We start from the raw sequence: 23,674 nt of genomic DNA, 5'->3' as shown, positions 1-23,674 counted from the left end.
TGCTTGTGGAGCTACCACGTCGACGCAGTACTGCCAATGCCGTCGTCATTAGCCAGTTGGCAAGGTGAACACAGCGAGCTGAACGATAAGGCACCCGCGCTCGATAAGAGACCAAGGACAACAAATAAGGAGATAAATGGATGCAACGACTCACCCTGGCCCTACCCGGCAATGAAGATCTGGCCCGCGGCATCGCGCAGGCATGCGGCAGCGAAGCCGGCCGCATCGAAACGCGCCGATTCCCCGATGGCGAGAGCTATGTCCGGTTGCATGGCGAACCTGCCGATCGGATCGTGGATGTGATTTGCACGCTGGCCCATCCTGATCCGCAGTTCCTGCTTCTGGCTTTTGCCGCTGACGCGGCGCGCGAACTTGGCGCGCAAGAGGTGAACCTGATCGCACCGTATCTGGCCTACATGCGCCAGGACAAGCGATTCCATGACGGAGAAAGCGTGACGTCGCGGTCCTTCGCACGTCTGGTCTCATCGACCTTCGACAAGCTGCTCACGGTGGATCCGCATCTGCACCGCTATCCGACACTATCAGCGGTCTACACGATCCCCACCATCACCTTGCATGCCGCACCACTGCTGGCCGACTGGATCGCGAATCATGTCGAAGAACCTTTGATCGTGGGCCCCGACGAGGAAAGCGAGCAGTGGGCCGGCGCCATCGCGTCCCGCATCGGCGTACCGCACGCTGTGCTTCGCAAGACACGCCATGGCGATCGCAGCGTGGACATCGATGTTCCCGACCTGTCGATCTGGCGCGGCAGAACGCCGGTGCTTGTGGACGACATCGCATCATCAGGCCGCACGCTCGCCGTCGCGGCGCGCAAGCTCGCCGAGCAAGGAATGCGCAAGCCGGAGTGCGTAGTGGTGCATGCCCTGTTCGCCGAGGATGCCTGGGCCCAATTGACACCGTTGTTTGCCCGAATTACGTCCACCGACGCAGTACCGCATCCGAGCAACCGGATTGGTCTCGCTTCGCTGATTGCCGACGCTCTCTCTAGCGGGAAAACCGATCCGCGAGGCTGATCTTTTTATCGATCCAACTATTTTCAAGGAGACCTGAAATGTCCTCTCAAGCTAACCTCGCAACCGATTGGCGTGCTGGTTACGGGCCCATCGCGCACAGGTCTGAAACCATCGAACGTATGCAGGCCCTAGTGCAACGTCTGGTCGCGCAAAGGCGTATAGCAGACGAAGCCTCGGCCCATGCGCTGCTGGCTGCAGCCGACCGGGTGGCCTGCACGGCCATGAGCGTAGTGGCGCATATGACCTATGCCCGGCGCATCGACCGAAGCGGCTGCCCACTGGGCTCCGATGATTTCAAACAAACGCCCGAAGGCCACACCGGCGGCTCGCTCAACATGGTGCCAGCCTTCGTGGGTTATCTGTTGGCCAACGCGCTGACCGGGACGACACGCGGCTGGCTCATGGGGCAGGGGCACTGCGTGGCCGCGATCGAGGCGGTGAACGCACTGACCGGCGATGTATCCGCCGCCCAGCGTGGACGCTACGACCGCAGCGAGGCGGGCCTGTCGCTCCTGATCGCGGACTTCTACTCCTATGCCATCGATAAGCAGGGTCGGCCCGCGGTACCGCTGGGTAGCCATGCCGGGCCGAACACGGCCGGCGCGATCTCCGAAGGCGGCTATCTGGGGTTCGCCGGGCTGCAGTATGTGCACACGCCGTTGCCGGGAGAAAGCCTGGTGGCATTCCTCAGTGATGGCGCTTTCGAGGAACAACGTGGCTCGGACTGGGCGCCGCGCTGGTGGCGCGCCGAGGACTGCGGCTTCGCCATCCCGGTCATGATTCTCAACGGACGGCGCATCGAGCAGCGCACCCAGATCGTGCAGGAAGGTGGCGCTACCTGGCTGGCCGAGGACCTGCGCCACAACGGCTTCGATCCGATCATCGTTGATGGACGTGATCCGATGGCGATCGCATGGGCCATTGTTGAAGCCGAAGACACGCTGAGCGCCTTCGCCGCACGCTCGGATCGGCGCTATCCGGTCAAGCTGCCCTACGTGATCGCCGAGACGGAGAAAGGTTTTGGCTTCCCGGGCGCGGCGACCAATGCCGCCCACAACCTGCCGCTGAACGGCAATCCGCGCGAGGATGCGCAGGCACGCGAGGCCTTCAACGCAGGGGCTGCGGCGCTGTTCGTGCCCGAGAGCGAACTGGAAAACGCGCTCACCGTCCTTGCGAATCACGGCCAGAGCCAGCGCTCGCGCGAAAGCGAGCACCCCATGGCCCTACGCCATCCAGCGAGCCCTCATCTGCCGATGCCGGCCTGGGCGCCAACTGAGGTATCGGGCAGCGCCATGTCCGCACTGGACCGTTGGTTCGTGGAGCTAGTGCAGGCAAATCCACAGTTGCGCATCCGGATCGGCAATCCCGATGAACTGGCCAGCAACAAGATGGGTGCCACGCTGGCGCTGCTCAGGCACCGCGTCAACGTGCCCGAACCCGGCGCCCCGGAATCGACGGATGGCTCGGTGGTCACCGCACTCAATGAAGAAGCCGTTGCGGCCGCCGCCCTCGCCAACAAAGGGGGGCTGAACCTGATCGTCAGCTACGAGGCCTTCGCGGTCAAGATGCTTGGATTGATGCGCCAGGAGATCATCTTCGCGCGTCGGCAGAAGGAACTGGGCCAGCCGCCAGGCTGGATCTCCGTCCCGCTGATCGTCACATCCCACACCTGGGAGAACAGCAAGAACGAGCAGTCACACCAGGACCCGACCATTGGCGAAGCATTGCTGGGGGAGATGTCGGACACCGCACGCGTGTTGTTCCCGGTGGATGCCAACACGGCGTCCGCCGCGCTGCGAGCGGTCTACGCCAGCCGGGGCCAAGTGGCCTGTGTGGTGGTCTCCAAGCGCGACACGCCGAATCACTTCAACGCCGCCGCCGCTCAATCGCTGGTTGAGCACGGAGCAGCCCATGTAGCCGGCGATCCGGCTACAGCACAACTGCAGTTCGTGGTGATTGGCGCCTACCAGTTGGAGGAAGCGTTCAAAGCCCACGCCCGCCTGGAGCGCCATGGACTTGCGTCGTGCGTCACTGTAGTGATCGAACCCGGCCGCCTGCGCATTCCGCGAGATGACCTTGAGGCCACCTTCGTGGTCGGTGACGAAGCCCTGCAAGCACTCTTCCCGCCTCACTTGCCTCGCGTGTTAATAAGCCATACCCGCCCAGAGCCGATGCTGGGTGTGCTGCGCCGCATTGACAGCGGCACCTCGAAGACGCGGGCTTTGGGCTACATCAACCGCGGCGGCACGCTCGATGTGGCTGGAATGTTGATCGCCAACCGCTGCACCTGGGTGGACGCCATCTATGCCGCTGCGCAAGTGACCGGCCGGAACAGTTCGCAGGTTGCTGCGGCCGCGACCGACGAGCGAATTTCAAGTGGTTCTGACGCGGTCCGCGGCGACCGCGCCGGTTCCTGATTTCACAACCCACAAACAAGAGGGGAGACAAATACATGCTCTCATTGACCAGCCTGGGCGGTGCCGGCACCGTCACCGGCTCCAAACAGAGGTGGCGGCGGAAATTCAGACAGTCCGATAAGTGGAGAGCTCTGGGCCTGATCCGGCGATAATGCCGGTAAAGGAACCAGAGAGATGACCAAGAGAACGAGACGAACACACTCAGCGGCGTTCAAGGCCAAGGTGGCCTTGGCGGCGGTCAAGGGGGATCGCACCCTGGCCGAACTGGCTCAGCAATTTGATGTGCATCCGAACCAGATCACGGAATGGAAGCGGCAGTTGCAGGAGAAGGCGGCGGACGTATTCGGGTCGGCAGGACAGAGCAACAACGAGCCGCCGGCCGATCTGAAGGTGCTACATGCCAAGATCGGCCAGCTCACGCTGGAGAATGATTTTTTAGAAAGCGCGCTCACCAAGGCGGGATTGCTGAGCGCAAAGCGATGATAGACCGTACGCATGCACTGCCGGTGTCACGCCAGGCCAAATTGGTGGGGATTGCTCGATCGAGCGTGTATTATCAGGCCCGGCCTGTCAACGATAGAGATCTGATGTTGATGCGCCGGATCGACGAGCTGCATCTGGAGTTTCCGTTTGCCGGGGCCCGCATGCTGGCGCGGCTACTGCGCCGTGACGGCCATGAGGTCGGCCGACGACACGTGGGCACCCTGATGAAACGCATGGGCGTTAAGGCGCTGTATTGCAAGCCCAACACGAGCCGGCGCAACGTCCAGCACAAAGTTTGGCCGTACCTGCTGCGCGATATGCGGATTAACCGGGCCAATCAGGTGTGGGCGCTGGATACGACCTATATCCCGATGGCTCGGGGCTTTGTGTATCTGACCGCAGTCGTAGACTGGGCCAGTCGCAAGGTTCTGGCTCATCGGGTGGCCATCACGCTGGAAGCGGTGCATGCCGTTGACGCCTTGGAAGAAGCCTTTACCCGCTACGGGTTGCCTGATATCGTCAATACCGATCAGGGCAGCCAATTCACAGCCAGCGCCTTCACTGAAGCGGTACAAAGCCGAGGCATCCGGTTATCCATGGATGGCAAGGGAAGCTGGCGCGACAACGTGTTTGTCGAACGGGTATGGCGCAGCATCAAGTACGAGGAGGTGTATCTGAAGGCCTACGAATCGGTCAGCCAGGCCAGGCAGTCCATCGGGGCGTATATCCAGTTGTACAACCAGAGGCGCCCTCACTCCAGTTTGGCCGATCAGACCCCCGATGAGGCATACTTCGCGATGCTGCCTGCGATTAAAACGGCAGCATGATGTGCCCGGAGCGTTCCACTTAAAATCTCAAAATACTGTCCAAACAACCGGAGCCACCTCTAAATACAGGTAGGGATTCGCCGCGGGTTCGCCCACCCGGTTCTCGATGCGGGTCGCGGAGTCGCCCACGCCGCCCAGCACGCGCAGCATGACGCCACGGTTGTCCCGTCCCCAGATCGCCCGATCGGGCGCGAGCGAATACGGCCGGTAGCGCTTGTAGCCGTTGAGCGTCGGCGTGGACAGCGCGGTGGCGCCGCAGGCGTGGGCGAGCAGCCCGCCCAGGTAGTGGCGCCCCACCGGCGACAGGTCCTGGCCCGCCTCGGCGGGCACGAAGGCATTGCTGCCGTCGGACAGGCGGCGCAGGGATTGATGCAGGTGCCAGCCGCTGGACACGACGTTCGGGATGCGCGGGCGGCACATGAAAGTGGCATGGAAGCCTTCGCGGCGGCAGACCTGCTTGACCGCGTTGCGGAACAGGATCATGTCGTCGGCGGTCTTGAGCGCATCGCCCGGCGCGAAGGTGAACTCGAACTGGCTGGGACCGAACTCCACTTCCAGCGAACGCAGCGGGAGGTCCAGTTGCTGCGTGGTCTTGCGCACCAGTTCCATGACCGCGTCGACCGCGTCATAGCGCAGCTCGGTCAGGTACTGGTAGCCGTGCGACATCAGTTCGACATCCGGGGGCACGCCTGGCTGGCCGGGCTGGCCCGCGTCTTCCGGGCGCATGTGATGCTGCGCCACCCTGAAGACGTGGCACTCGACCTCCAGCCCCGTGATCAGGCCATACCCGGCTTCGTTCAGGTTCGCCAGCGTCTTGCGGAACAGCTGGCGGGTATCGAACGGCACGGGTACGCCGGTCTGGAAGTACGTGTCGCACAACAGCCAGCCGGTATTGGGCGCCCAGGGCAGGACCTTGAACGTGGTGGGATCGGCCACCATCAGCACGTCGGCGGCGCCCTGCATCTCGGGGCGGCTGAAGCCGCCGCCGGACGTGAACACCGGGAACACCGTCCGGTGCGACGTATCCTTGGCGTACATGGTGGTGGTGATGGTGACGCCGCTCTTGAGCGCGCGCACCGCCTCCTGGGCCACCAGCGTCTTGCCGCGCAGGATCCCGTGCTGGTCGGGGAAGGAAAAACGCACGACATCCAGCTTGCCGCTCTCGAGGGCGGCGATGACGTCGCGCGCGGCTTGCTGCTGGACCTCGGACCACAGGCCGAACCGATCAACGAAAGACATGTCGCCCCCTACGCGGCCCACTCGGAACTCTTGCGGCGCTTCTCGTCCGCGACCTTCCAGTAATCGCTCCAGGTATCGTCCGGGCCGATGCCGTCGATGGACGGCGGGCCGGTGAATTCGCCCGCCTGCGACTCATCGATCATCATTAGGGCCTTTTCGCCACGCTCGGCCTGGTCGATGGCCTCGAGCAGCAGGCGACGATAGGCGACGATGCCCTTGTCGGTGGAGCCCAGGTGCTCGCGGGTACGGTCCTGGATCTTGCCTTGCGATTCCACGGCCCACTGGTCGTGCACGTTGATGTCGTGCCCCATCCCGGTGTAGGTCTGCGTCGCCTGCTCCTTGGCGTTGTATCCGTAGTTGTTGAAACGGCCCACGCGCGGCATGTAGTCCGGCAGCTCGTACAGCGCCAGGCGCTGCTCGCGCATCTGCTGCTTGTTCACCGGCTGGCCGAAGCTGGTGAAGATGGCGTACCAGTAGCAGCTTTCGTCATCGATGGGCACATGCCATTGGGCGATCGTCATCTCGGAGCTCATGGGAATGATGAAGGCCTGGGGGAAGACGAGATTGGTCACGCGCACGTGGGTCTGCTCGCCGCCCAGCCGGCGCAGCGCGGTCAGGCGCAGCCCGTAGTTGGCCGGATCGACCTTGATCTCGGGGCGGTCGTACTCGCGCAGCACCTTGGTGATGGGCAGGTTGGAGTCGGCCGACGCGCCGCGGAACTGCTTGCCGTAGCTGGCCTCGGTATCGCCGTCCTCGAAGAAGCGGTGCAGGTACGAAGCGTGGGCGGGGTCGATGCCGACCTCCAGCGCCTGCAGCCAGTTGCAGTCGAGATAGCCCTTGAAGGCGAAGGTGTATTCGTTCGGGGCGACGAAGCAGTCGAAGTGGGGAAACGCCGGAGGCTCGCCTTCGCCGATGTAGGCGAACAGGAGGCCGCTCTTCTCGACCACGGGATAGGACTTCTGCCTGATGCGCTGGGGCAGCTTGCTGCCTTCCGGCTCGGCCGGCGTTTCCAGACAGGCGCCATCGACGTCGAACAGCCAGCCATGGAACAGGCAGCGCAGTCCGCCATCCTCCAGGCGCCCGAAGGCCAGGTCGGCGCCGCGGTGCGGACAGTCCCGATCGAGCAGGCCGTAGCGTCCCTGCTCGTCGCGGAACAAGACGAAGTCCTGCCCCATGAGCTTGACCGGGCGGACCGGGCGATCGCCCTCCAGTTCGTCGACCAGGGCAACGGGCTGCCAGTACCGGCGCAGCAGGTTGCCGGCCGGCGTACCCACCCCCACGCGGGTGATGCGTTGATTCTGTTCAGGGGACATACGAACTCCAATGGGACGATGCGATGTATGCAAGATACTATTCTATGGATCCAACGATGTAAACCCATGCCATGCCGATCTTGATCACGCATTATTGCGAAGAATGCCATGAATCATTAATTATCTTTATTTTTCAAAAACTTAAACAACCACATCGTTTTCCCTAGCCTGACCTTGAACGGGGGCCTCCATAGCTGAAGAATGCCCCAGAATCATAAAACTGGATCCAGCCAATCAATTGGATACAATGAGCGCCGGTGATCGCGCCGCGCCTCGAGGGGCACGCGCCGCACCCGCAAAGGAGAGCGACATTGGAATCGCAACAGACGCGCGTATTGGTGCAACTGCGGGACCTGATACTCAAAGGGGAATTCACGCCCGGCGAACGTCTGGCCGAGATTCCGCTGGCCGAGAAGCTGGGCGTGTCGCGCACGCCCATTCGCCTGGCGCTGGCCGCCCTGGAACAGGAAGGGCTGATCGAGCCCTCGCCCACCAACGGCTACATGATGCGGCGCTTCACGCCGCGCGAGATCCACGATGCGATCGCGGTGCGCGGCCACCTGGAAGGCATGGCCGCCCGTCTGGTGGCCGAGCATGGCGTCTCGCGCCAGTTGTCGCTGGACCTGCGGGCCTGCCTGCAGGACGGCGACCGCGCGGTCAACAAGGCCGAGATGACCTATGACGACTATGCCCTGTACGGGGAAATGAACGATCGCTTCCATAAGCTGATCATCGATGCCGCCGGCAACTTCGCCCTGGCGCGCGCCATAGAAATGAACAATCGCCTGCCCTTCGCCTCGCCCAGCACCATGCTGCCGATGCAGAACACCGGGGACGAACGGCAGAAGTGGATGGTCTACGCCCACTTGCAGCATCACCGGCTGGTCCAGGCCATGGAGAAAGGCGAAGGTGCCCGTGCGCAGGCGCTGGCCGAGGAACACGTGGATGTCGCGCAAATGAACCTGGAATACGCGCTCGAGCGCCCGGAAACGGCGGCCCAGTTGCTGCCCGCCATGAAGATCGTCCTGGGCAAGGCCTGACGCATGGCCCTCGACAGAGGTTCCCAACGCACCGATTGGCCCGGTGTCGGCCTGGGCGTGGCCTGCGGCATCCTGGTCGCCCTGTGCGTGGGCAAGATGCCCCCCGCGCTGCCGCTGCTGCAGCAGGACCTGGGCTTGAGCCTGCGCGAGGTAGGCTGGGTCGTTTCCTTGTTCAGCACCATTGCCACCCTGTGCGCGGCAGGCATGGGACTCGTCTCCGGCCGCGTCGGCGCCTGGCGCTTCACCCTCGCCGGCCTGTGCGCGCTGATGGCCGGGGGGCTGCTGGGCGCGGTATCCGACAGCTATGCCATGCTGCTGGCCAGCCGCATCCTGGAAGGCACCGGGCAGATCGCGATCGTCGTGTCGGTACCCACCCTGCTGACGGCGCTCAGCGCGCCGCACCAGACCCGCCTGGTGCTGGCCCTTTGGTCGGCCTACATGCCGCTGGGCATCAGCTTCGCGCTGCTGACGGCACCGTTGCTGCTCGAGGACGGCCACTGGCGCCTGCTATGGACGCTGATCGCCGGCGTGACGGCCGTGTGCGCGGTCTGGATGGGACTCTGGCGCAAGCGCTATGTCCATGCCAGGCCGGCTGCGCGCTCGCTGGACTGGCGCAAGCTGACGGGCGGGCTGCGCCAGCTCGTGCCCTGGGTGCTGGGGCTTTCGTTCACGTTCTACGCCATCCAGTTCTTCACGGTGATGACCTTCCTGCCGACCTGGGCCATCCAGGAACGCGGGCTGTCGCTGCGCACCGCCTCCCTGCTGACCGCCGTCGTGATCTTCTTCAACGCCGGCGGCTCGGTGCTCGGCGCCTCGCTGTTGCAGCGCGGCCTGCGCGGCAGCTCGCTGATCATGACGGCCCATGTCGTCGTCGGCCTGTCGGCCTGCGCGATCTTCTCGGATTGGCTGCCGGATGCCGTCCGCTTCATGGCCTGCCTGAGCCTGAACCTGATCGGCGGCACCCTGCCGGCGGCCACCTTGTCGGCATCGCCGCGCCTGGCCAAGAGTCCGGACCAGATCGCCAGCCTCCAGGGGCTGTTCCTGCAGGGCTCCAACCTGGGCCAGTTCGCGGCCGCCCCGCTGGTGACCTGGGCCGTCACGCTGTCCGGCCCGGTGCCGGACTGGTCCCATGCCCTGCCGCTGATGGCGCTGTGCGCCACGACCGGCCTGGCCCTGGGAACGTTCGCCCGCTCGCGGGGACTATGAAAAACGGCCATGGCGCTCGCCGCCATGGCCGTTGCCTGCTGCCCTGCGGCCGCGCCTCTGGCTCAGATGTAGATGATCAGCGCGACCACGCCAATGATCAGGGCTGCCTTGGTCAGCCGGTAGACCGTGCGGTTCCAGTTCTTGAGCCTGCGGCGATACTGCCCGGCCACCCAGACGACATAGAACAGCTTGTTGATCAGGCCCGTCTTGTCGCCCTCTTCGTTGGGCGAACTGGCGGCGGTCATGACCTTGCGCCCCATCCACTTGTTGAAGGCCTGCGCCCAGCGGTAGCGCAGCGGACGCTCGACGTCGCAGAACAGGATGATGCGGTCGCGGTCCGTCCCGTTCTCGGCCCAGTGGATGAAGGTCTCGTCGAACACCACGCTCTGCCCGTCGCGCCAGCTGTAGCGCTCGCCGTCCACCTCGATGAAGCAGCGGTCGTCGTTCGGCGTCTCCAGCCCCAGGTGGTAGCGCAGCGAGCCGGCGAACGGATCGCGGTGGGGATTGAGCTTCGCCCCGGGCGGCAGTTCGGCGAACATGGCGGCCTTGACCTCGGGAATGCCGCGCAGGATCTCGACCGTGCGGGGGCAGTACTCGTGCGCGGACGGATGCTGAGCCTCGTACCACTTCAGGTAGAACCGTTTCCAGCCCGACTTGAAGAAGGAGTTGAAACCCGCGTCGTTGTTCTTTTCCGCCGCGCGGATGCGCTGCGCGTCGCGCAGTTTCACCGCCTCGTCGCGGATGACCTCCCAGTTGTCGTCCAGCGCCTGCAGCGCCGGCAATTGCCGCACCGGGATGTACGGCACGGCGGGCACCCGGGAAAACAGGTACATGAACGCGTTGACGGGTGCCACGATCGAGGAATGGTCGAACAACTGCCTGAAGAAGCGCAGCCGGACCTTGCCCCGGAAGTGCACGTAGCCGATGGCGCCCAGGTACAGCGCGACGATGATCCATTTCATGTTCAGTCCTATCCCCCTACACCTCTAGTACGGTGGAGCCGGTGGTCTTGCGGGCGGCCAGCGACTCGTGGGCCTGGGCGATGTCCTCGAGCTTGAAGCGCTGCTCGATGCGCGGCTTGATCTTGCCCGCGACGACCAGCTCGAACAGGTCGGCCGCCGCGGCCTGCATTTTTTCCAGGGTATCCACGTGATGCGCCACGGTGGGCCGCGTCACGAACAGCGATCCCTTCTGCGCCAGGATGCCCAGGTTGACCCCGGTGACCGCGCCCGACGCGTTGCCGAAGCTGACCATCAGGCCCCGCTGCTGCAGGCAGTCGAGCGACGTTTCCCAGGTGTCCTTGCCCACGCCGTCGTAGACCACCGGCACTTTCTTGCCCTTGGTCAGCTCGAGCACGCGCTCGGCCACGTTCTCGCGGCTGTAGTCGATGACCTGCCACGCGCCGTTGGCCTTGGCCAGCGCCGCCTTTTCCGGCGAGGACACCGTACCGATCAATTTTACGCCCAAAGCCTTCGCCCACTGGCATGCGATCAGGCCGACGCCGCCGGCCGCGGCGTGGAACAGGATGGTCTCGTTGCCCTGCAGGCGGTAGGTCTGGCGGAACAGGTACTGCACCGTCAGCCCCTTGAGCATGATGGCCGCGGCCTGGTCGAAACCGACGCCGTCCGGGATGCGGACCACCTGGAAGGCGGGCAGGTTGCGCACTTCCGCATAGGCGCCCAGCGGGCTCTGCCCATAGGCCACGCGGTCGCCCACCTTCAGGTGCCGGACCTTGGGCCCCACAGCGTCGACCACGCCCGCCGCCTCGAACCCCAGCACGGCGGGCAGCCGGGCAGGATACAGGCCGGTGCGGAAATAGATGTCGATGAAATTCAGGCCGACCGCGTGCTGCCGGATCCGGACTTCGCCGGGACCGGGGGCGGGCACGTCGACGTCAACCAGCTTGAGCACTTCGGGGCCGCCATGCTGCTCGATGCGTATCGCCTTGGACATCTGGAATCTCCTTGATGGGCAATGGTCATGCCGCATTCTAATCGCGCATACAATCGCGGAGAATATCGGCCGCGCCGAGGCGCCGTCCGCCCATCCTCAAGGTACGCATGTGAAGACCGATCCGCGCTTTCCCAACCTGTTCATCCTCGATCACCCGCTGATCCAGCACAAGCTGACCCACATGCGCGACAAGAACACGTCGACGCGGACGTTCCGCCAGTTGCTGCGCGAAATCTCGCAACTGATGGGCTACGAGGTCACCCGCAACCTGCCGCTGGCGCTGCGCCCCATCGAGACGCCCATGACGCCGATGGACGCGCCGGTGATCGCCGGCAAGAAGCTCGCCGTGGTGCCGGTGCTGCGCGCGGGCAGCGGCATGGCGGACGGACTGCTGGACCTGGTGCCCTCGGCCCGCGTCGGCCATATCGGCCTGTATCGCGACGATCAGCACCGGCCGGTGGAATACCTCGTGCGCCTGCCGGAGCTGGAAGGCCGCACCTTCATCCTGTGCGATCCGATGATAGGCACGGGCTATTCGGCCGCCCACGCCGTGGAGGCGTTGAAAAAGCGCGGCGTGCCGGCCTCGAACATCATCTTCGTCGCGCTGGTGGCCTCGCCCGAGGGCATGCAGGTCTATTGCGACCACCACCCCGACGTTCCCATGTACCTGGCGTCGCTGGACGACTACCTGGACGAGAACGCCTACATCGTGCCGGGGCTGGGCGACGCCGGCGACCGCCTCTTCGGGACCAAGAACTAGGCCGGCGTCCCCCGGGCTCCTACCAGGCCGACGCATCGCCCGCGCCCGCCGGCCCCGACGCTGCCACCAGCGCCGCCAGCACGCCGGCGGTCTCGGCATCCAGCACGCCGTCGTAGCGCGCGGGCCGGTAGTGCATCTGGAACGCCGCGACGACCGCCCGCATCTCGCGCTCGGGCGCCTCGAGGGGCGGCACCGCATAGCCCACCCGGGCCAGTTGCTGCCGGACCGAAGCCATGTCGGGCAGCCCCTGGGCAGCGAAGCGCGCCCCCAGCGCCTGGGCCACCGATTCGTCATACCATCGCCCCACGCCCTCGCGCGCCAGTTCGCGCCACGGAAACAGCGGCCCGGGGTCCTGCTTGCGCAGCGGCGCGATGTCGCTGTGGCCGACGATGTTCTCGGGCGCGACGCCGTGGCGCTCGGCAATGTCTCGCACCAGCGCCTTCACGGCCCGGATCTGCGACGGCCGGTACGGCTGCCAGGCCGGCGTACCGTCGGCGGCGGTCCCGACCGGGCCGCGATTGACGATCTCTATGCCTATCGAACTGCGATTGAGCCAGGTATAGCCGCCCCACTCGCTCTGGCCGGCATGCCAGGCGGCGCGGCTCTCGTCCACCAGCCGGTAGATGCGCGGCGGCTCGTCGTCGGTGATCAGGTAATGGCTGCTGACCTCGCCCTGGCTGAGTATGCCCAGCGCCCGCGGCGACTCGGACACCGTGTAGTGGAGCACGATGAACCGCACGCGGCTGCCCTGGCTGCGTGCGCTGACGGACGTGTCGATGTCCAGGCCGGCCTTGCCTGGCGCCATCGGGGCACACCCCTGGAGCACCAGCAGGCCGGCAAGCCCGAGCATGGCCAGGGGCCGGGAAAGGTAAGACCGGGTCATCGGATTGCTGCTGCCGGGGAAATCCGATGGAATATAGTCGTTCGCGAGGCCGCCGTAAATTTCACGGCCGCCGCCCCGCCCTTCAGTGCGCGCCGCCCGCATCGACCGGGGCGCCCGCGCCGCGCTTGCCCGGCTTGGCCAGCCAGACCATAGCGGTCAGCACCAGGAAGATGATGGCCGAACCGTAGAAGATGTCGACCACGGACATCGTCAGCGCCTGCCCGTTGATCAGGTTGTTGACCGACGCCAGCGCCTGGTCCGGCGACATGCCCGCGCCCTGCATGCTCGAGAGCGCCTGCGACGTGGCGCCACTGCCGGCGGCGATGTGCTCGGTCAGGTGGGCATGATGCATGGCCGCCCGGTCCTCCCACATCGTCGTCGAGATGGAAGTGCCGAACGCCCCCGCGGTGATCCGCAGGAAGTTCGACAGGCCCGAGGCGCTGGCGATCTTGTCAGGCGGCAATCCGGCCAGGGTCAGCGACACCAGGGGCACGAAAAACGCCGCCATCCCCGCACCCTGGATCACCGTGGGCTCGAGCAGGGTCACGATGTCGGCCTGCGGCGTGAAGTTCGAACGCATGAAGCTGACCGCGGCGAACACGCCGAAGGCGACGGTCACCAGGATGCGGGGATCCGTGCGCGCCAGCATGCGGCCGACGATGGGCGTGAACACGATGGCGAGCAACCCGATGGGCGCGGTCACCATGCCGGCGTCGGTAGCGGTGTAGCCCATCTGCGTCTGCAGCCACAGCGGCAAGAGCACCACGTTGCCGAAGAACACCGCGTAGGCGATCGACAGCGTCAGCGCGCCGACGGTGAAATTGCGCCCCGCGAACAGCCGCAGGTCGACGACGGGATGCCGGTCGGTCAGTTCCCAGATGATGAAGAACACGAAGCCGACCACGGCGATGACGGCCAGCGTCACGATGGTGCCGCTGGCGAACCAGTCGAGCTCCTTGCCCTTGTCCAGCATGATCTGCAGCGCCGCGATCCAGACTACCAGCAGCACCAGCCCCATGGTGTCGATGGGCAGCTTGCGGATGGGCGATTCGCGCTTGTGGTAGATGCTCCAGCTCACCCATGCCGCCACCAGGCCGACGGGGATGTTGATGTAGAAGATCCACGGCCACGAATAGTTGTCGGAGATCCAGCCGCCCAGCAAGGGGCCGGCCACGGGAGCCACCAGGGTAGTCATGGCCCACAGCGCCAGCGCCATGCCGGATTTCTCGCGGGGGTAGCTGCCCAGCATCAGGGTCTGCGACAGCGGAATCATCGGGCCGGCCACCAGGCCCTGCAGCACGCGGAACGCGATCAGCGATTCCAGGTTGGGGGCGAGACCGCACAGCCACGACGCGACGATGAACAGCAGCACCGAGGCGATGAACAGCCGCACCTGCCCGAAGCGCATGGTCAGCCATCCCGTCAGCGGCAGCGAGATGGCATTGGCCACCGCGAACGAGGTGATCACCCAGGTACCCTGGCTGGTGCTGACCCCCAGGTCGCCCGAGATGGCCGGCAGCGACACGTTGGCGATGGACGTGTCGAGCACGTTCATGAACACCGCCGCCGACAGGGCGACCGTGCCCAGCAGGCGCTGGCCGCCCTGCAGCGGCGGATGGGCCGCCGCCGGACTGCCGGGCGCGGGGTTCGCGGCGGGCTCGTCGGCCGCCGCCGGGGAAGAAGCGTTGGTCGTCATGGAAGCATCCGTGGCCGGCGCGGCTTTACATCACGCCCGCGCCGTGGCGAGCGACCGTCGTCGCGCCGCCCAGCTCGGCACGGACGGGCGTCGAGATGTGCAGCGGCGAGGTCTTGGCCATCGCGGGCTTGGCTTCGGCCGCGCGGCCGCCCAGGTTCTGGGCGATGGTGGCGGCCACCAGGGCATCGGCATCCTCGCGGGCGTGGTCCATGACCGTGGTCGAGTAGGCGGGCTCGGTGCGCGTCGCCTCGGCCAGCGCGGGGCCGTCGGTGGACGACACGTCCACCGAGACGTTCATGGACAAGCCCACGCGCAGCGGATGCGCCTCGATTTCCTTGGGATCCAGGGCAATGCGCACCGGCACGCGCTGCACCACCTTGATCCAGTTGCCGGTGGCGTTCTGGGCAGGCAGCAGGGCGAACGCACTGCCGGTGCCGGCGCCCAGGCCGGCGACCTTGCCGTGGTATTCGACCTTCGAGCCGTAGACGTCCGCTTCCAGCGTGACGGGCTGGCCGATGCGCATGCGGCCCAGTTGCACTTCCTTGAAGTTGGCATCCACCCACACCTGGTCCAGCGGCACGATAGTCATCAGCGAGGCGCCGGGGGCCACGCGCTGCCCCACCTGCGCGCTGCGCTTGGCCACGTAGCCGGTCACGGGCGCGGGCAGCGTGGTGCGCGACAGGTTGATGTAGGCCTCGCGGACCTTGGCCGCGGCGCCCAGGACGTTGGGATGCTGCTCGACGCTGGTGCCGTCGGTAAGCGCGGTATTGGTGGCGAGCTGCTCGCGCGCGGCCACCAGGGCCGCCTGCGCCGAGGCCAGCGCCGACTTGGCGTTGCTGACCGCGGTTTCGGCGTGCAGCAGTTCTTCGCCGCTGACCGCGCCGGACGAGGCGAGCTCCTGCCGGCGCTTGGCATCGTTCTGGGCCTTGGCAAGATCGGCTTTCGCGCGCTCGATGTCGGCCTGGCGCACCGCGATGTTGGCGGTCAGCGCGCCGTTGTTGGCGTACAGCGTGCGCACCTGGCGCACGGTCTGGGCCAGCGCGGCCTGGGCCTGGTCCAGCGCCACCTGTGCGTCGGCCTTGTCCAGCAGGATCAGCGGATCGCCGGACTTCACGTAGTCGGTGTCATCGGCCTGGATGGCGACGACCGTGCTGGCGATCTGGGGCGTGATCTGCACCAGGTTGCCCTGCACGTAGGCGTCGTCGGTGCCTTCGTAATGGCGGGCCACCAGCGCCCACCAGGCGCCGTAGGCGACGGCGGCCACGGCGAACACGCCTGCGGCGCCCAGCAGCAGTTTCTTGCGGGGGTTCTTGGAAGCTTGTTGTGCGGTTTCCATCTCTTTTTCCCTTGCGCCGCGCTGCGCGCGGCATGAACAGGTGTTCGACTCGTTCGGCTAGCGCGCGGCGGCGACCGGCTCGGCCGGGCCGGCGGGCAGTTCCGCGCCGCCGCCCAGCGCCTTGGCCAGCGCGACGTCCAGCGTCAGGGCGCGGGCCTTCAGATCGGTATCCAGCCGGGTCTGCGTCAGCACCGCGCTCTGCGCGGTCAGCACGCTCAGGTAGTTGCCCAGGCCGGCGCGATAGCGCTTGACCGCCAGCTCGTAGGCCTGCTCGATGGCCTCGCGGGCCTTGCGCTGCTCGCCGCTCTCGCGGTCCAGCGCGCGGATCGACGCCAGCGTGTCGGCCACTTCGTTGACGGCATGCAGCACGGTCTGGTTGTAGGACGCGATGGCCAGATCGGTGTCCGCCGCCCGGCCCTTCAGGTTGGCATTGAGCCGCCCGCCCTCGAAGATCGGCAGGGTGATGGCCGGGCCGACGCCGATGATCTGGCTGCCGGACTTGAACAGATTGGACAGCCCCAGTGCCGACGTGCCGACGAAGCCGGCCAGGTTGACGTCGGGATAGAACATGGCCTTGGCCGCGTCGACGTTGCGCTGGGCGGACTCGACCCGCCACCGGGCAGCGACGATGTCGGCGCGCCGGCCCAGCAGCGACAGCGGTATGCTGGCCGGCACCTCGGTGCCGGGCGACACCAGCGGCACCGGCCGGATGGCCGCGCCGCGCTCCGGGCCGGCCCCCGCCAGCGCGGCCAGTTCGTTGCGCTGCAGGGCGATGCTCTCGTCGACCTGCGCCAGTTGCGTACGGGCTTCGGCCAGCGCCGAGTCGGCCTGCTTGACCTCCACCTGCGTATCCAGCCCCGAGGCATAGCGCTGGCGGGTCAGGTCGGCCACGCCCTCGCGCTGCCCGATGGCGGCCAGGAGCACATCGCGCTGAGCGAACAGACGCTGCAGGTTGAAGTAGGCCGATCCCACCGCGCTGGCCAGGATGCCCACCGCCGCCTGGTTCTCCGCCTGCGCCGCCCGGCTTTCGGACACCGCGGCCTTCAGCAGCGAGCCGTTCTTGTTCCAGAAGTCCAGTTCATAACTCACGTTCAGCGCCAGCCGCGAATCGGTGCGCACGCCGCCGGCCAGCGGCGCCGGGATGGCGCCATGCTCGGTATAGCGCTGGCGGGTGGCGGTGAAGGTACCGTCGACCTGGGGCAGGCCGTTCGCGCGGGCGTTGCCCACGGCTGCCTCGGCGCGCGCCAGGCGGGCCTGGGCGATGACGATGGACGGGCTGCCCGCGATGGCCTCATCGACCAGGCCGTCCAGTTGCGCATCGCCGTAGCGATGCCACCACTGCTGCACCGGCCACCTGACGTCGGCCTGCGCCATGCCCAGCGTGGGCGCATCGACCAGGCGGGCGTGCGAGGCGCCGTCCCGGTCCATGCCGGCGCACGCGGCCAGGGCGGCGACCAGGGGCACTAGCAAGATTTTTTTCATGGAAGCTTACGATCCGCTGAATTTAGTTGCCTTGCCTATTACTGCTTAGGCAGTCATAAAAACGAAACAAGGGCCGCGCCCCGATGGCCCGGCCTCAGCCGCGCTGGGCGCCGTTGGCCGCCATGCGGCGCAGCAAGGACTTCAATTGCTGGACTTCCTGTTCGGAAAAATCGCGGGTGTGCAGATCGACCGCGTCGTGCAGGCGCTGCGGAACCTGCTCGGTGGCGCGCACGCCCTCTTCCGTCAGCTCCAGCTTGATGACCCGGCGGTCTTCCGCGCTGCGCACCCGCCGTATCAATCCCTTGGATTCGAGGCGGTCGAGCATGCGCGTCATGGCGCCGGTGTCCGAACAGGCGCTGCGCGCGAGTTCGGCCGCCGTTTCCCCCCGCCCCATGGCGAGCAACATCAGCGGACCCCATTGCATGGCCGTCAGGTCGAGCGCCGTCATTTCGGCATCGACGGCGCGCTGCAGCGACAAATGGGCCTGCTTGATCAGGTAGCCCACGCTTTCTTCCGGGTCGTAGCGCCGAATCAGGTCGGCCAGCTCCGGAGAAATGCGGGGGGACGAGGTGGAATCTGCCATGCCGGCATTATTGCTGCATAGGCAATGGTTGTCAATGCAGTAATAGACCCACTTATAGTCCCTGCTGGCGACAGGGACTTCATGGCCGCGCCATGCGCGGCCGGTATCAGCGCCGCTTGCCCAGCAGCGAACCGAGCAGCCCGCGGGTCAGGTCGCGCGCGAGCTGGGTGCCCATCGAGCGCACGGCGCTGCGGGCGGCCGACTCCAGCACGCCTTCGCGGCGGCCGCCCCGGGGGCCGGTGGAACCGAACAGGATGTCGCGCAGGCCATCGGCCAGGCCGCCCTCGGACGCCGGCTGCTGGCCAGGCTGGGCCGGGGCCGCGGCGCCGCCTGAGGCGGCCGTGCCGCCCCCCGCGCGGGCAACCAGGATTTCATAGGCCGATTCCCGGTCGACGGCCTTTTCATAGATCCCCGCCACCAGCGACGACTGGCGCAGCGCCTGCCGCTCGGCGTCGGTGGCCGGGCCGATCCGGCTGCCCGGCGCGACCACGTAGGCGCGCTCGGTCGGTCCCGGCCGGCCCTTTTCGTCCAGCAGCGAGACCAGCGCCTCGCCCACGCCCAGCTCGGTGATGGCGGCGGCGATGTCCAGGCCCGGATTGGGCCGCATGGTGTCGGCCGCCGACTTCACCGCCTTCTGGTCGCGCGGCGTGAAGGCCCGCAGCGCGTGCTGCACGCGGTTGCCGAGCTGGCCCAGCACCGTCTCGGGGATGTCCAGCGGGTTCTGGGTGCAGAAATAGACGCCCACGGCCTTGGAACGGATCAGCCGGACCACCTGCTCGATCTTGTCCAGCAGCGCCTTGGGCGCGTCGTTGAACAACAGGTGCGCCTCGTCGAAGAAGAACACGAACTTCGGCTTGTCGGTGTCGCCGGCCTCGGGCAGGTGCTCGAACAGCGTGGACAGCATCCACAACAGGAAGGTCGCGTACAGCGTGGGCGACTGCATCAGCTTGTCGGCGGCCAGGATGTTGACCACGCCGCGCCCCTGGGCGTCCGTCTGCATCAGGTCGTCGATGTTCAGCATGGGCTCGCCGAAGAAGCGGTCGCCGCCCTGCGCCTCGAGCGCCAGCAGCCCGCGCTGGATCGCCCCCACCGAGGCGGCCGAGACGTTGCCGTAGCGCGTCTTGAACTGGGCGGCGTTGTCGCCCACGTATTGCAGCATGGCCCGCAGGTCCTTCAGGTCCAGCAGCAGCAGGCCGTTGTCGTCGGCGATGCGGAACACCATGGTCAGCACGCCGGCCTGGGTGTCGTTCAGGTTCAGCATGCGGCCCAGGAGCAGCGGCCCCATGTCGGAAACCGTGGCCCGCACCGGATGCCCCTGCTCGCCGAATACGTCCCACAGCGTGGCCGGGCTCGCGCCCCAGGCCGGTTCGTCCAGCCCCAGCGACTTGAGCCGCTCCTGCAGCTTGGGCGTGGCCACGCCGGCCTGGGAAATTCCGGTCAGGTCGCCCTTGACGTCGGCCATGAATACCGGCACGCCCTGGCGCGAGAAGGCTTCGGCCATGACCTGCAGGGTGACCGTCTTGCCGGTGCCGGTCGCGCCGGTGATGCAGCCGTGGCGGTTGGCCATGCCGGGCAGCAGGAAAAGCTCGGTGTTGGCGTTCTTGGCGAGGAGAATGGGAGCGGCCATGATGGTTCCGTTGGGCAAACTGGGCGTCGGGGGTTGCGGGGATTCTGTGCGCAAGGCCCCGCTCTTGTCAAAAGCCGCGCCAGTCCTGGTTCTTCGCCCCGCGCCGGCAGCTTTCGCAGGGCTGGGACGGTACGCAGTCTGTGGTATTGGCAGCAAGTGGACATTCCTCCGGGAGCCGCCACCTGCCGGTCAAGCTAAAATGCCCCTTTCATCGTTACGATACAAGCGATTTCCATGGCCGGACATAGCAAATGGGCCAATATCCAGCACCGCAAAGGGCGCCAAGACGCCAAGCGCGGCAAGCTGTGGACCAAACTGATACGTGAAGTCACCGTGGCCGCCCGCGCCGGCGGCGCCGACCCCGACACCAACCCCCGCCTGCGCCTGGCGTGGGACAAGGCGACCGACGCCAACATGCCCAAGGACACCATCCAGCGGGCCATCGCGCGCGGGGCCGGCGGAGCCGACGGCGACAACTACGAGGAAGTCCGCTACGAAGGCTATGGCATCGGCGGAGCGGCCGTCATCGTCGACTGCATGACCGACAACCGCACGCGCACCGTGGCCGAGGTCCGCCACGCCTTCGCCAAGCACGGCGGCAACCTGGGTCAGGAAGGCTCGGTCGCCTTCATGTTCAAGCACTGCGGCCAGTTCCTGTTCGCCCCCGGCACGCCCGAGGACAAGATCATGGAACTCGCGCTCGATGCCGGCGCCGAGGACGTCATCACCGACGACGAAGGCGTGATCGAGGTCATCTGTGCCCCCACCGACTACGTCGCCGTCAAGCAGGCCTTCGACGGCGCCGGCATGAAGGCCGAGATGGACGGCATCGTGATGAAGGCGCTCAACGAAACGGCCCTGTCCGGCGAGGATGCCGAGAAAATGCAGAAATTGCTGGACGTGCTGGAATCCCTGGACGACGTCCAGGAGGTCTACACCACGGCGGTCATGGACGAGTCACCCACATGAAGCTTCTCGTCATCGGCTCCGGCGGCCGCGAACACGCCCTGGCCTGGCAACTGGCCAAGGCCGCCAAGACACAGAAGGTGTTCGTCTCCCCCGGCAACGGCGGCACGGCCCTGACCTCGCACTTGCAGAACATTCCCATCACCGACCCGACGCAACTGGCCGACTTCGTCGAAAAGGAAGGCATAGGCCTGACCGTTGTCGGTCCCGAGGCCCCGCTCGCGGCCGGCGTGGTGGACATCTTCCGCGCGCGCGGCCTGAAGATCTTCGGTCCCACCAAGGCCGCCGCGCAGCTGGAAAGCTCCAAGGACTTCGCCAAGGCCTTCATGGTCCGGCACGGCATTCCCACCGCCAGGTACCAGACCTTCACCGACCCGGCGCAGGCGCACGCCTACATCGACCAGGAAGGCGCGCCCATCGTCATCAAGGCCGACGGCCTGGCCGCCGGCAAGGGCGTGGTGGTCGCCGCCTCGGTCCAGGAAGCCCACGCCGCGGTCGACGCCATGCTGGGCGACGGCAAGCTGGGCCAGGCGGGCGCCCGCGTGGTGATCGAGGAATGCCTCGAGGGCGAGGAAGCCAGCTTCATCGTGCTGTGCGACGGCAAGCACGTGCTGCCGCTGGCCACCAGCCAGGACCACAAGCGCCTCAAGGACAACGACGAAGGCCCCAACACCGGCGGCATGGGCGCCTACTCGCCCGCCCCCGTGGTCACGCCCGAGCTGCATGGCCGCATCATGCGCGAGGTCATCTGGCCCACCATCCAGGGCATGGCCAAGGACGGCATTCCGTTCACCGGCTTCCTGTACGCCGGCCTGATGATCGGCCCGAACGGCATCAAGGTGCTGGAATTCAACTGCCGCATGGGCGATCCCGAAACGCAGCCCATCATGATGCGCGTCAAGAGCGACCTGCTGGAAGTCTTCGAGCACGCGGTGGCCGGCACGCTGGACCAGGCCAACATCGACTGGGACCGCCGCACCGCGCTGGGCGTGGTCATGGCCGCCCACAACTATCCCGACACCCCGCGCACGGGCGACGTCATCCGCGGCCTGCCCGCCGAGACGCCCGACAGCATGGTTTTCCATGCCGGCACCACCGAAAGCGGCGGCGAGGTCCGGACCAGCGGCGGCCGGGTGCTGTGCGTCACGGCCCTGGGCGACTCCGCCCGGCTGGCCCAGCAGCGCGCCTACGACGTGCTGCAGTCCATCCATTTCGATGGCGCGCAGTACCGCCGCGACATCGGCTGGCGGGCCATCACGCGCCGCAACGCCCCCGCGGAGCCCGGCACGGCATGAAGATAGACACCGCGCTGACCCGCGCCTATTTCACCGGCCTGCAGTCCCGCATCGTCCAGGCCCTGGAGGAAATCGAAGGCGGCCCCTTCCGTTCGGACGCCTGGGAGCGGGCCGAAGGCGGGGGCGGCGTCTCCCGGCTGATCGAGGGAGGCCGGGTGTTCGAACGCGGCGGCGTGCTGTTCAGCCACGTGACCGGCGCCACGCTGCCGCCCTCGGCCAGCGCCCACCGCCCCGAGCTGGCCGGACGCCCCTGGGAAGCCATGGGCGTCTCGCTGGTGATCCACCCGCGCAATCCCTACGTGCCCACGGTGCACATGAACGTGCGGGTGTTCATTGCCAAGTCCGTCCATGCATCGGACGACGATGACGTGTTCTGGTTCGGCGGCGGCATGGACCTGACCCCGTACTACCCCTTCGAGGAAGACGCGGTCCATTTCCACCGCGCGTGCAAGGCCGCGCTCGACCCCAGCGGCGCCGATCTCCATCCGCGCTTCAAGAAGTGGTGCGACGAGTACTTCTACCTCAAGCACCGCAAGGAAGCCCGGGGCCTGGGCGGCATCTTCTTCGACGACTTCAACGAAGGCGGCTTCGACCATGCCTTCGCCGCCACCCGTTCGGTGGGCGATGCCTTCCTGGATGCCTACCTGCCCATCGTGCGCCGGCGCCTGGCCCTGCCCTACGGCGAACGCGAACGCGACTTCCAGGCCTACCGCCGCGGACGCTACGTCGAGTTCAACCTGGTCTTCGACCGCGGCACGCTGTTCGGCCTGCAATCGGGCGGGCGCACGGAGTCCATCCTGATGTCCATGCCGCCGCTGGCGCAATGGCGCTACGACTGGCACCCCGAACCCGGTTCGCCCGAGGCCCGCCTCTACGAACTGCTGCCCCCCCGGGACTGGGTTTGAGCGCCTCCACGACACCTCGCATCGGTCTTCTGGGGGGCAGCTTCGACCCCATCCACGAAGCGCACCTGACGCTGGCCCGCACGGCGCTCGCCCACCTGGGCGCAGCCTCGGTCCAGCTCATACCCGCGGCCGCGCCGTGGCAGCGCCAGCCCCTGGCCGCCACGGCCGAACAGCGCGCGCAGATGGTCGCGCTGGCCATCGCCGGCCAGCCCGGTCTGGCCCTGAACCGGATCGAGATCGATCGCGGCGGTCCCAGCTACACCATCGATACCCTGCGCGCCCTGGCGGGCGGCACGGGCACGCCGGTTGCTGGAGACGCTCGCTACGTCTGGATCCTGGGCGCGGACCAATTGGCGAATTTCTGTACCTGGAATGAATGGCAGGGCATCGTCGCGCTGGCCGATCTCGCGGTGGCCGGCCGCCCTGGCAACGAGCCCGAGCCGCCCGCTGCGCTACACGCGGAACTGGCGCGGCACGGGCGCACCCTGCACCGGCTGCCCATGCCCGAGATGGCGATATCCAGCTCCGGCATCCGGCAACGGCTGGCCCGCGGCGAATCGGTCGACGGCCTCGTTCCCCCCGCCGTACTTCGGTACATCACCCAGCATCGCCTGTATCAGGCCTGA

At 66.7% G+C, this 23,674-nt stretch carries 19 protein-coding genes and 1 pseudogene; 10 read left to right on the top strand and 10 right to left on the bottom strand.

Translation table 11 applies throughout. The annotated features are described in order from the left end of the window. Positions 1 to 140: 140 nt before the first annotated feature. The 3 genes from CDO46_RS23555 (at position 141) to CDO46_RS23545 (ending at position 4,764) form a co-directional block, all read left to right on the top strand. Positions 141 to 1,037, top strand: a complete 897-nt coding sequence (locus tag CDO46_RS23555; RefSeq protein ID WP_003050021.1) for a ribose-phosphate pyrophosphokinase — start codon at positions 141 to 143, stop codon at positions 1,035 to 1,037. Between the two features lie 38 nt (positions 1,038 to 1,075). Further along, positions 1,076 to 3,454 carry a xylulose 5-phosphate 3-epimerase gene (locus tag CDO46_RS23550; protein WP_087841032.1) on the top strand — a complete coding sequence of 793 codons (2,379 nt, stop codon included), beginning with the start codon at positions 1,076 to 1,078 and terminating at the stop codon, positions 3,452 to 3,454. A 174-nt stretch (positions 3,455 to 3,628) separates the two neighbouring features. Next, positions 3,629 to 4,764, top strand: a protein-coding gene (locus CDO46_RS23545) for an IS3 family transposase (protein ID WP_087841031.1) whose coding sequence is annotated in 2 segments (ribosomal slippage) — positions 3,629 to 3,884 and positions 3,884 to 4,764 — 1,137 coding nt in all. Because the reading frame shifts where the segments join, the coding sequence is not laid out codon by codon here. A 63-nt stretch (positions 4,765 to 4,827) separates the two neighbouring features. Here the strand turns inward: CDO46_RS23545 and CDO46_RS23540 are convergent. Both CDO46_RS23540 and CDO46_RS23535 read right to left on the bottom strand, forming a co-directional pair. Next, positions 4,828 to 6,003: pseudogene (locus tag CDO46_RS23540) on the bottom strand (glutamine synthetase); the annotation flags it as partial. An 8-nt stretch (positions 6,004 to 6,011) separates the two neighbouring features. Then, a complete protein-coding gene (locus CDO46_RS23535) occupies positions 6,012 to 7,316 on the bottom strand; it encodes an aromatic ring-hydroxylating dioxygenase subunit alpha (protein WP_087841030.1) in 1,305 nt (434 codons plus the stop codon). 311 nt (positions 7,317 to 7,627) lie between these two features. Here CDO46_RS23535 and CDO46_RS23530 point away from each other — a divergent pair, with 311 nt between their 5' ends. Together CDO46_RS23530 and CDO46_RS23525 are read left to right on the top strand one after the other, a co-directional pair. Continuing rightward, positions 7,628 to 8,356, top strand: coding sequence for a GntR family transcriptional regulator (locus tag CDO46_RS23530; protein WP_087841029.1), 729 nt, complete (start codon positions 7,628 to 7,630; stop codon positions 8,354 to 8,356). 3 nt (positions 8,357 to 8,359) lie between these two features. Then, entirely contained in the window at positions 8,360 to 9,562 is a 1,203-nt protein-coding gene (locus CDO46_RS23525) for a CynX/NimT family MFS transporter (protein ID WP_087841028.1), read from the top strand. A gap of 62 nt (positions 9,563 to 9,624) precedes the next feature. Here the strand turns inward: CDO46_RS23525 and lpxO are convergent, their stop codons facing one another. Together lpxO and CDO46_RS23515 are read right to left on the bottom strand one after the other, a co-directional pair. After that, positions 9,625 to 10,524, bottom strand: a complete 900-nt coding sequence (gene lpxO / locus CDO46_RS23520; protein ID WP_087841027.1) for a lipid A hydroxylase LpxO — start codon at positions 10,522 to 10,524, stop codon at positions 9,625 to 9,627. A 16-nt stretch (positions 10,525 to 10,540) separates the two neighbouring features. Next, positions 10,541 to 11,515 (bottom strand): quinone oxidoreductase, encoded by a 975-nt coding sequence (locus CDO46_RS23515; protein ID WP_087841026.1) that lies wholly within the window; start codon positions 11,513 to 11,515, stop codon positions 10,541 to 10,543. 109 nt (positions 11,516 to 11,624) lie between these two features. Here CDO46_RS23515 and upp point away from each other — a divergent pair, with 109 nt between their 5' ends. Then, positions 11,625 to 12,275 carry a uracil phosphoribosyltransferase gene (gene upp, locus CDO46_RS23510; RefSeq protein WP_087841025.1) on the top strand — a complete coding sequence of 217 codons (651 nt, stop codon included), beginning with the start codon at positions 11,625 to 11,627 and terminating at the stop codon, positions 12,273 to 12,275. Between the two features lie 19 nt (positions 12,276 to 12,294). Here the strand turns inward: upp and CDO46_RS23505 are convergent, their stop codons facing one another. The 6 genes from CDO46_RS23505 to CDO46_RS23480 form a co-directional block, all read right to left on the bottom strand. Next, a complete protein-coding gene (locus CDO46_RS23505) occupies positions 12,295 to 13,158 on the bottom strand; it encodes an N-acetylmuramoyl-L-alanine amidase (RefSeq protein WP_303395847.1) in 864 nt (287 codons plus the stop codon). Positions 13,159 to 13,240: 82 nt separating this feature from the next. Next, complete coding sequence (locus CDO46_RS23500; RefSeq protein WP_087841024.1) at positions 13,241 to 14,854, bottom strand: DHA2 family efflux MFS transporter permease subunit; 1,614 nt, start codon at positions 14,852 to 14,854, stop codon at positions 13,241 to 13,243. A 25-nt stretch (positions 14,855 to 14,879) separates the two neighbouring features. Then, positions 14,880 to 16,190 (bottom strand): efflux RND transporter periplasmic adaptor subunit, encoded by a 1,311-nt coding sequence (locus CDO46_RS23495; RefSeq protein ID WP_087841023.1) that lies wholly within the window; start codon positions 16,188 to 16,190, stop codon positions 14,880 to 14,882. A gap of 57 nt (positions 16,191 to 16,247) precedes the next feature. Further along, positions 16,248 to 17,672 carry an efflux transporter outer membrane subunit gene (locus CDO46_RS23490; RefSeq protein WP_087841022.1) on the bottom strand — a complete coding sequence of 475 codons (1,425 nt, stop codon included), beginning with the start codon at positions 17,670 to 17,672 and terminating at the stop codon, positions 16,248 to 16,250. Between the two features lie 94 nt (positions 17,673 to 17,766). Further along, entirely contained in the window at positions 17,767 to 18,255 is a 489-nt protein-coding gene (locus CDO46_RS23485) for a MarR family winged helix-turn-helix transcriptional regulator (RefSeq protein ID WP_087841021.1), read from the bottom strand. Positions 18,256 to 18,361: 106 nt separating this feature from the next. Beyond that, the gene (locus CDO46_RS23480; protein WP_087841020.1) at positions 18,362 to 19,882 is read right to left on the bottom strand and encodes a helicase HerA-like domain-containing protein; all 1,521 of its coding nucleotides are present in this window, start codon (positions 19,880 to 19,882) and stop codon (positions 18,362 to 18,364) included. 234 nt (positions 19,883 to 20,116) lie between these two features. Here CDO46_RS23480 and CDO46_RS23475 point away from each other — a divergent pair, with 234 nt between their 5' ends. The 4 genes from CDO46_RS23475 to nadD are packed head-to-tail and all read left to right on the top strand — an operon-like array spanning position 20,117 to position 23,674. After that, positions 20,117 to 20,851, top strand: coding sequence for a YebC/PmpR family DNA-binding transcriptional regulator (locus CDO46_RS23475; RefSeq protein WP_087841019.1), 735 nt, complete (start codon positions 20,117 to 20,119; stop codon positions 20,849 to 20,851). Beyond that, the gene (gene purD / locus CDO46_RS23470) at positions 20,848 to 22,143 is read left to right on the top strand and encodes a phosphoribosylamine--glycine ligase (RefSeq protein ID WP_087841018.1); all 1,296 of its coding nucleotides are present in this window, start codon (positions 20,848 to 20,850) and stop codon (positions 22,141 to 22,143) included. The genes CDO46_RS23475 and purD overlap by 4 nt, the downstream gene beginning before the upstream one ends. Next, positions 22,140 to 23,048: an oxygen-dependent coproporphyrinogen oxidase gene (gene hemF, locus CDO46_RS23465; RefSeq protein ID WP_087841017.1), complete on the top strand. Its 909-nt coding sequence runs from the start codon at positions 22,140 to 22,142 to the stop codon at positions 23,046 to 23,048. Before purD ends, hemF begins: the two co-directional genes overlap by 4 nt. Next, positions 23,045 to 23,674, top strand: a complete 630-nt coding sequence (gene nadD / locus CDO46_RS23460) for a nicotinate (nicotinamide) nucleotide adenylyltransferase (RefSeq protein ID WP_254914665.1) — start codon at positions 23,045 to 23,047, stop codon at positions 23,672 to 23,674. The genes hemF and nadD overlap by 4 nt, the downstream gene beginning before the upstream one ends.

Origin of the sequence: Pigmentiphaga sp. NML030171 (assembly GCF_002188635.1) — a bacterium.
GTDB lineage: Bacteria > Pseudomonadota > Gammaproteobacteria > Burkholderiales > Burkholderiaceae_B > Pigmentiphaga > Pigmentiphaga daeguensis.
The sequence above is the reverse complement of the archived record's forward strand: the minus strand, read 5'-3'. Positions and strand labels throughout refer to the sequence as shown.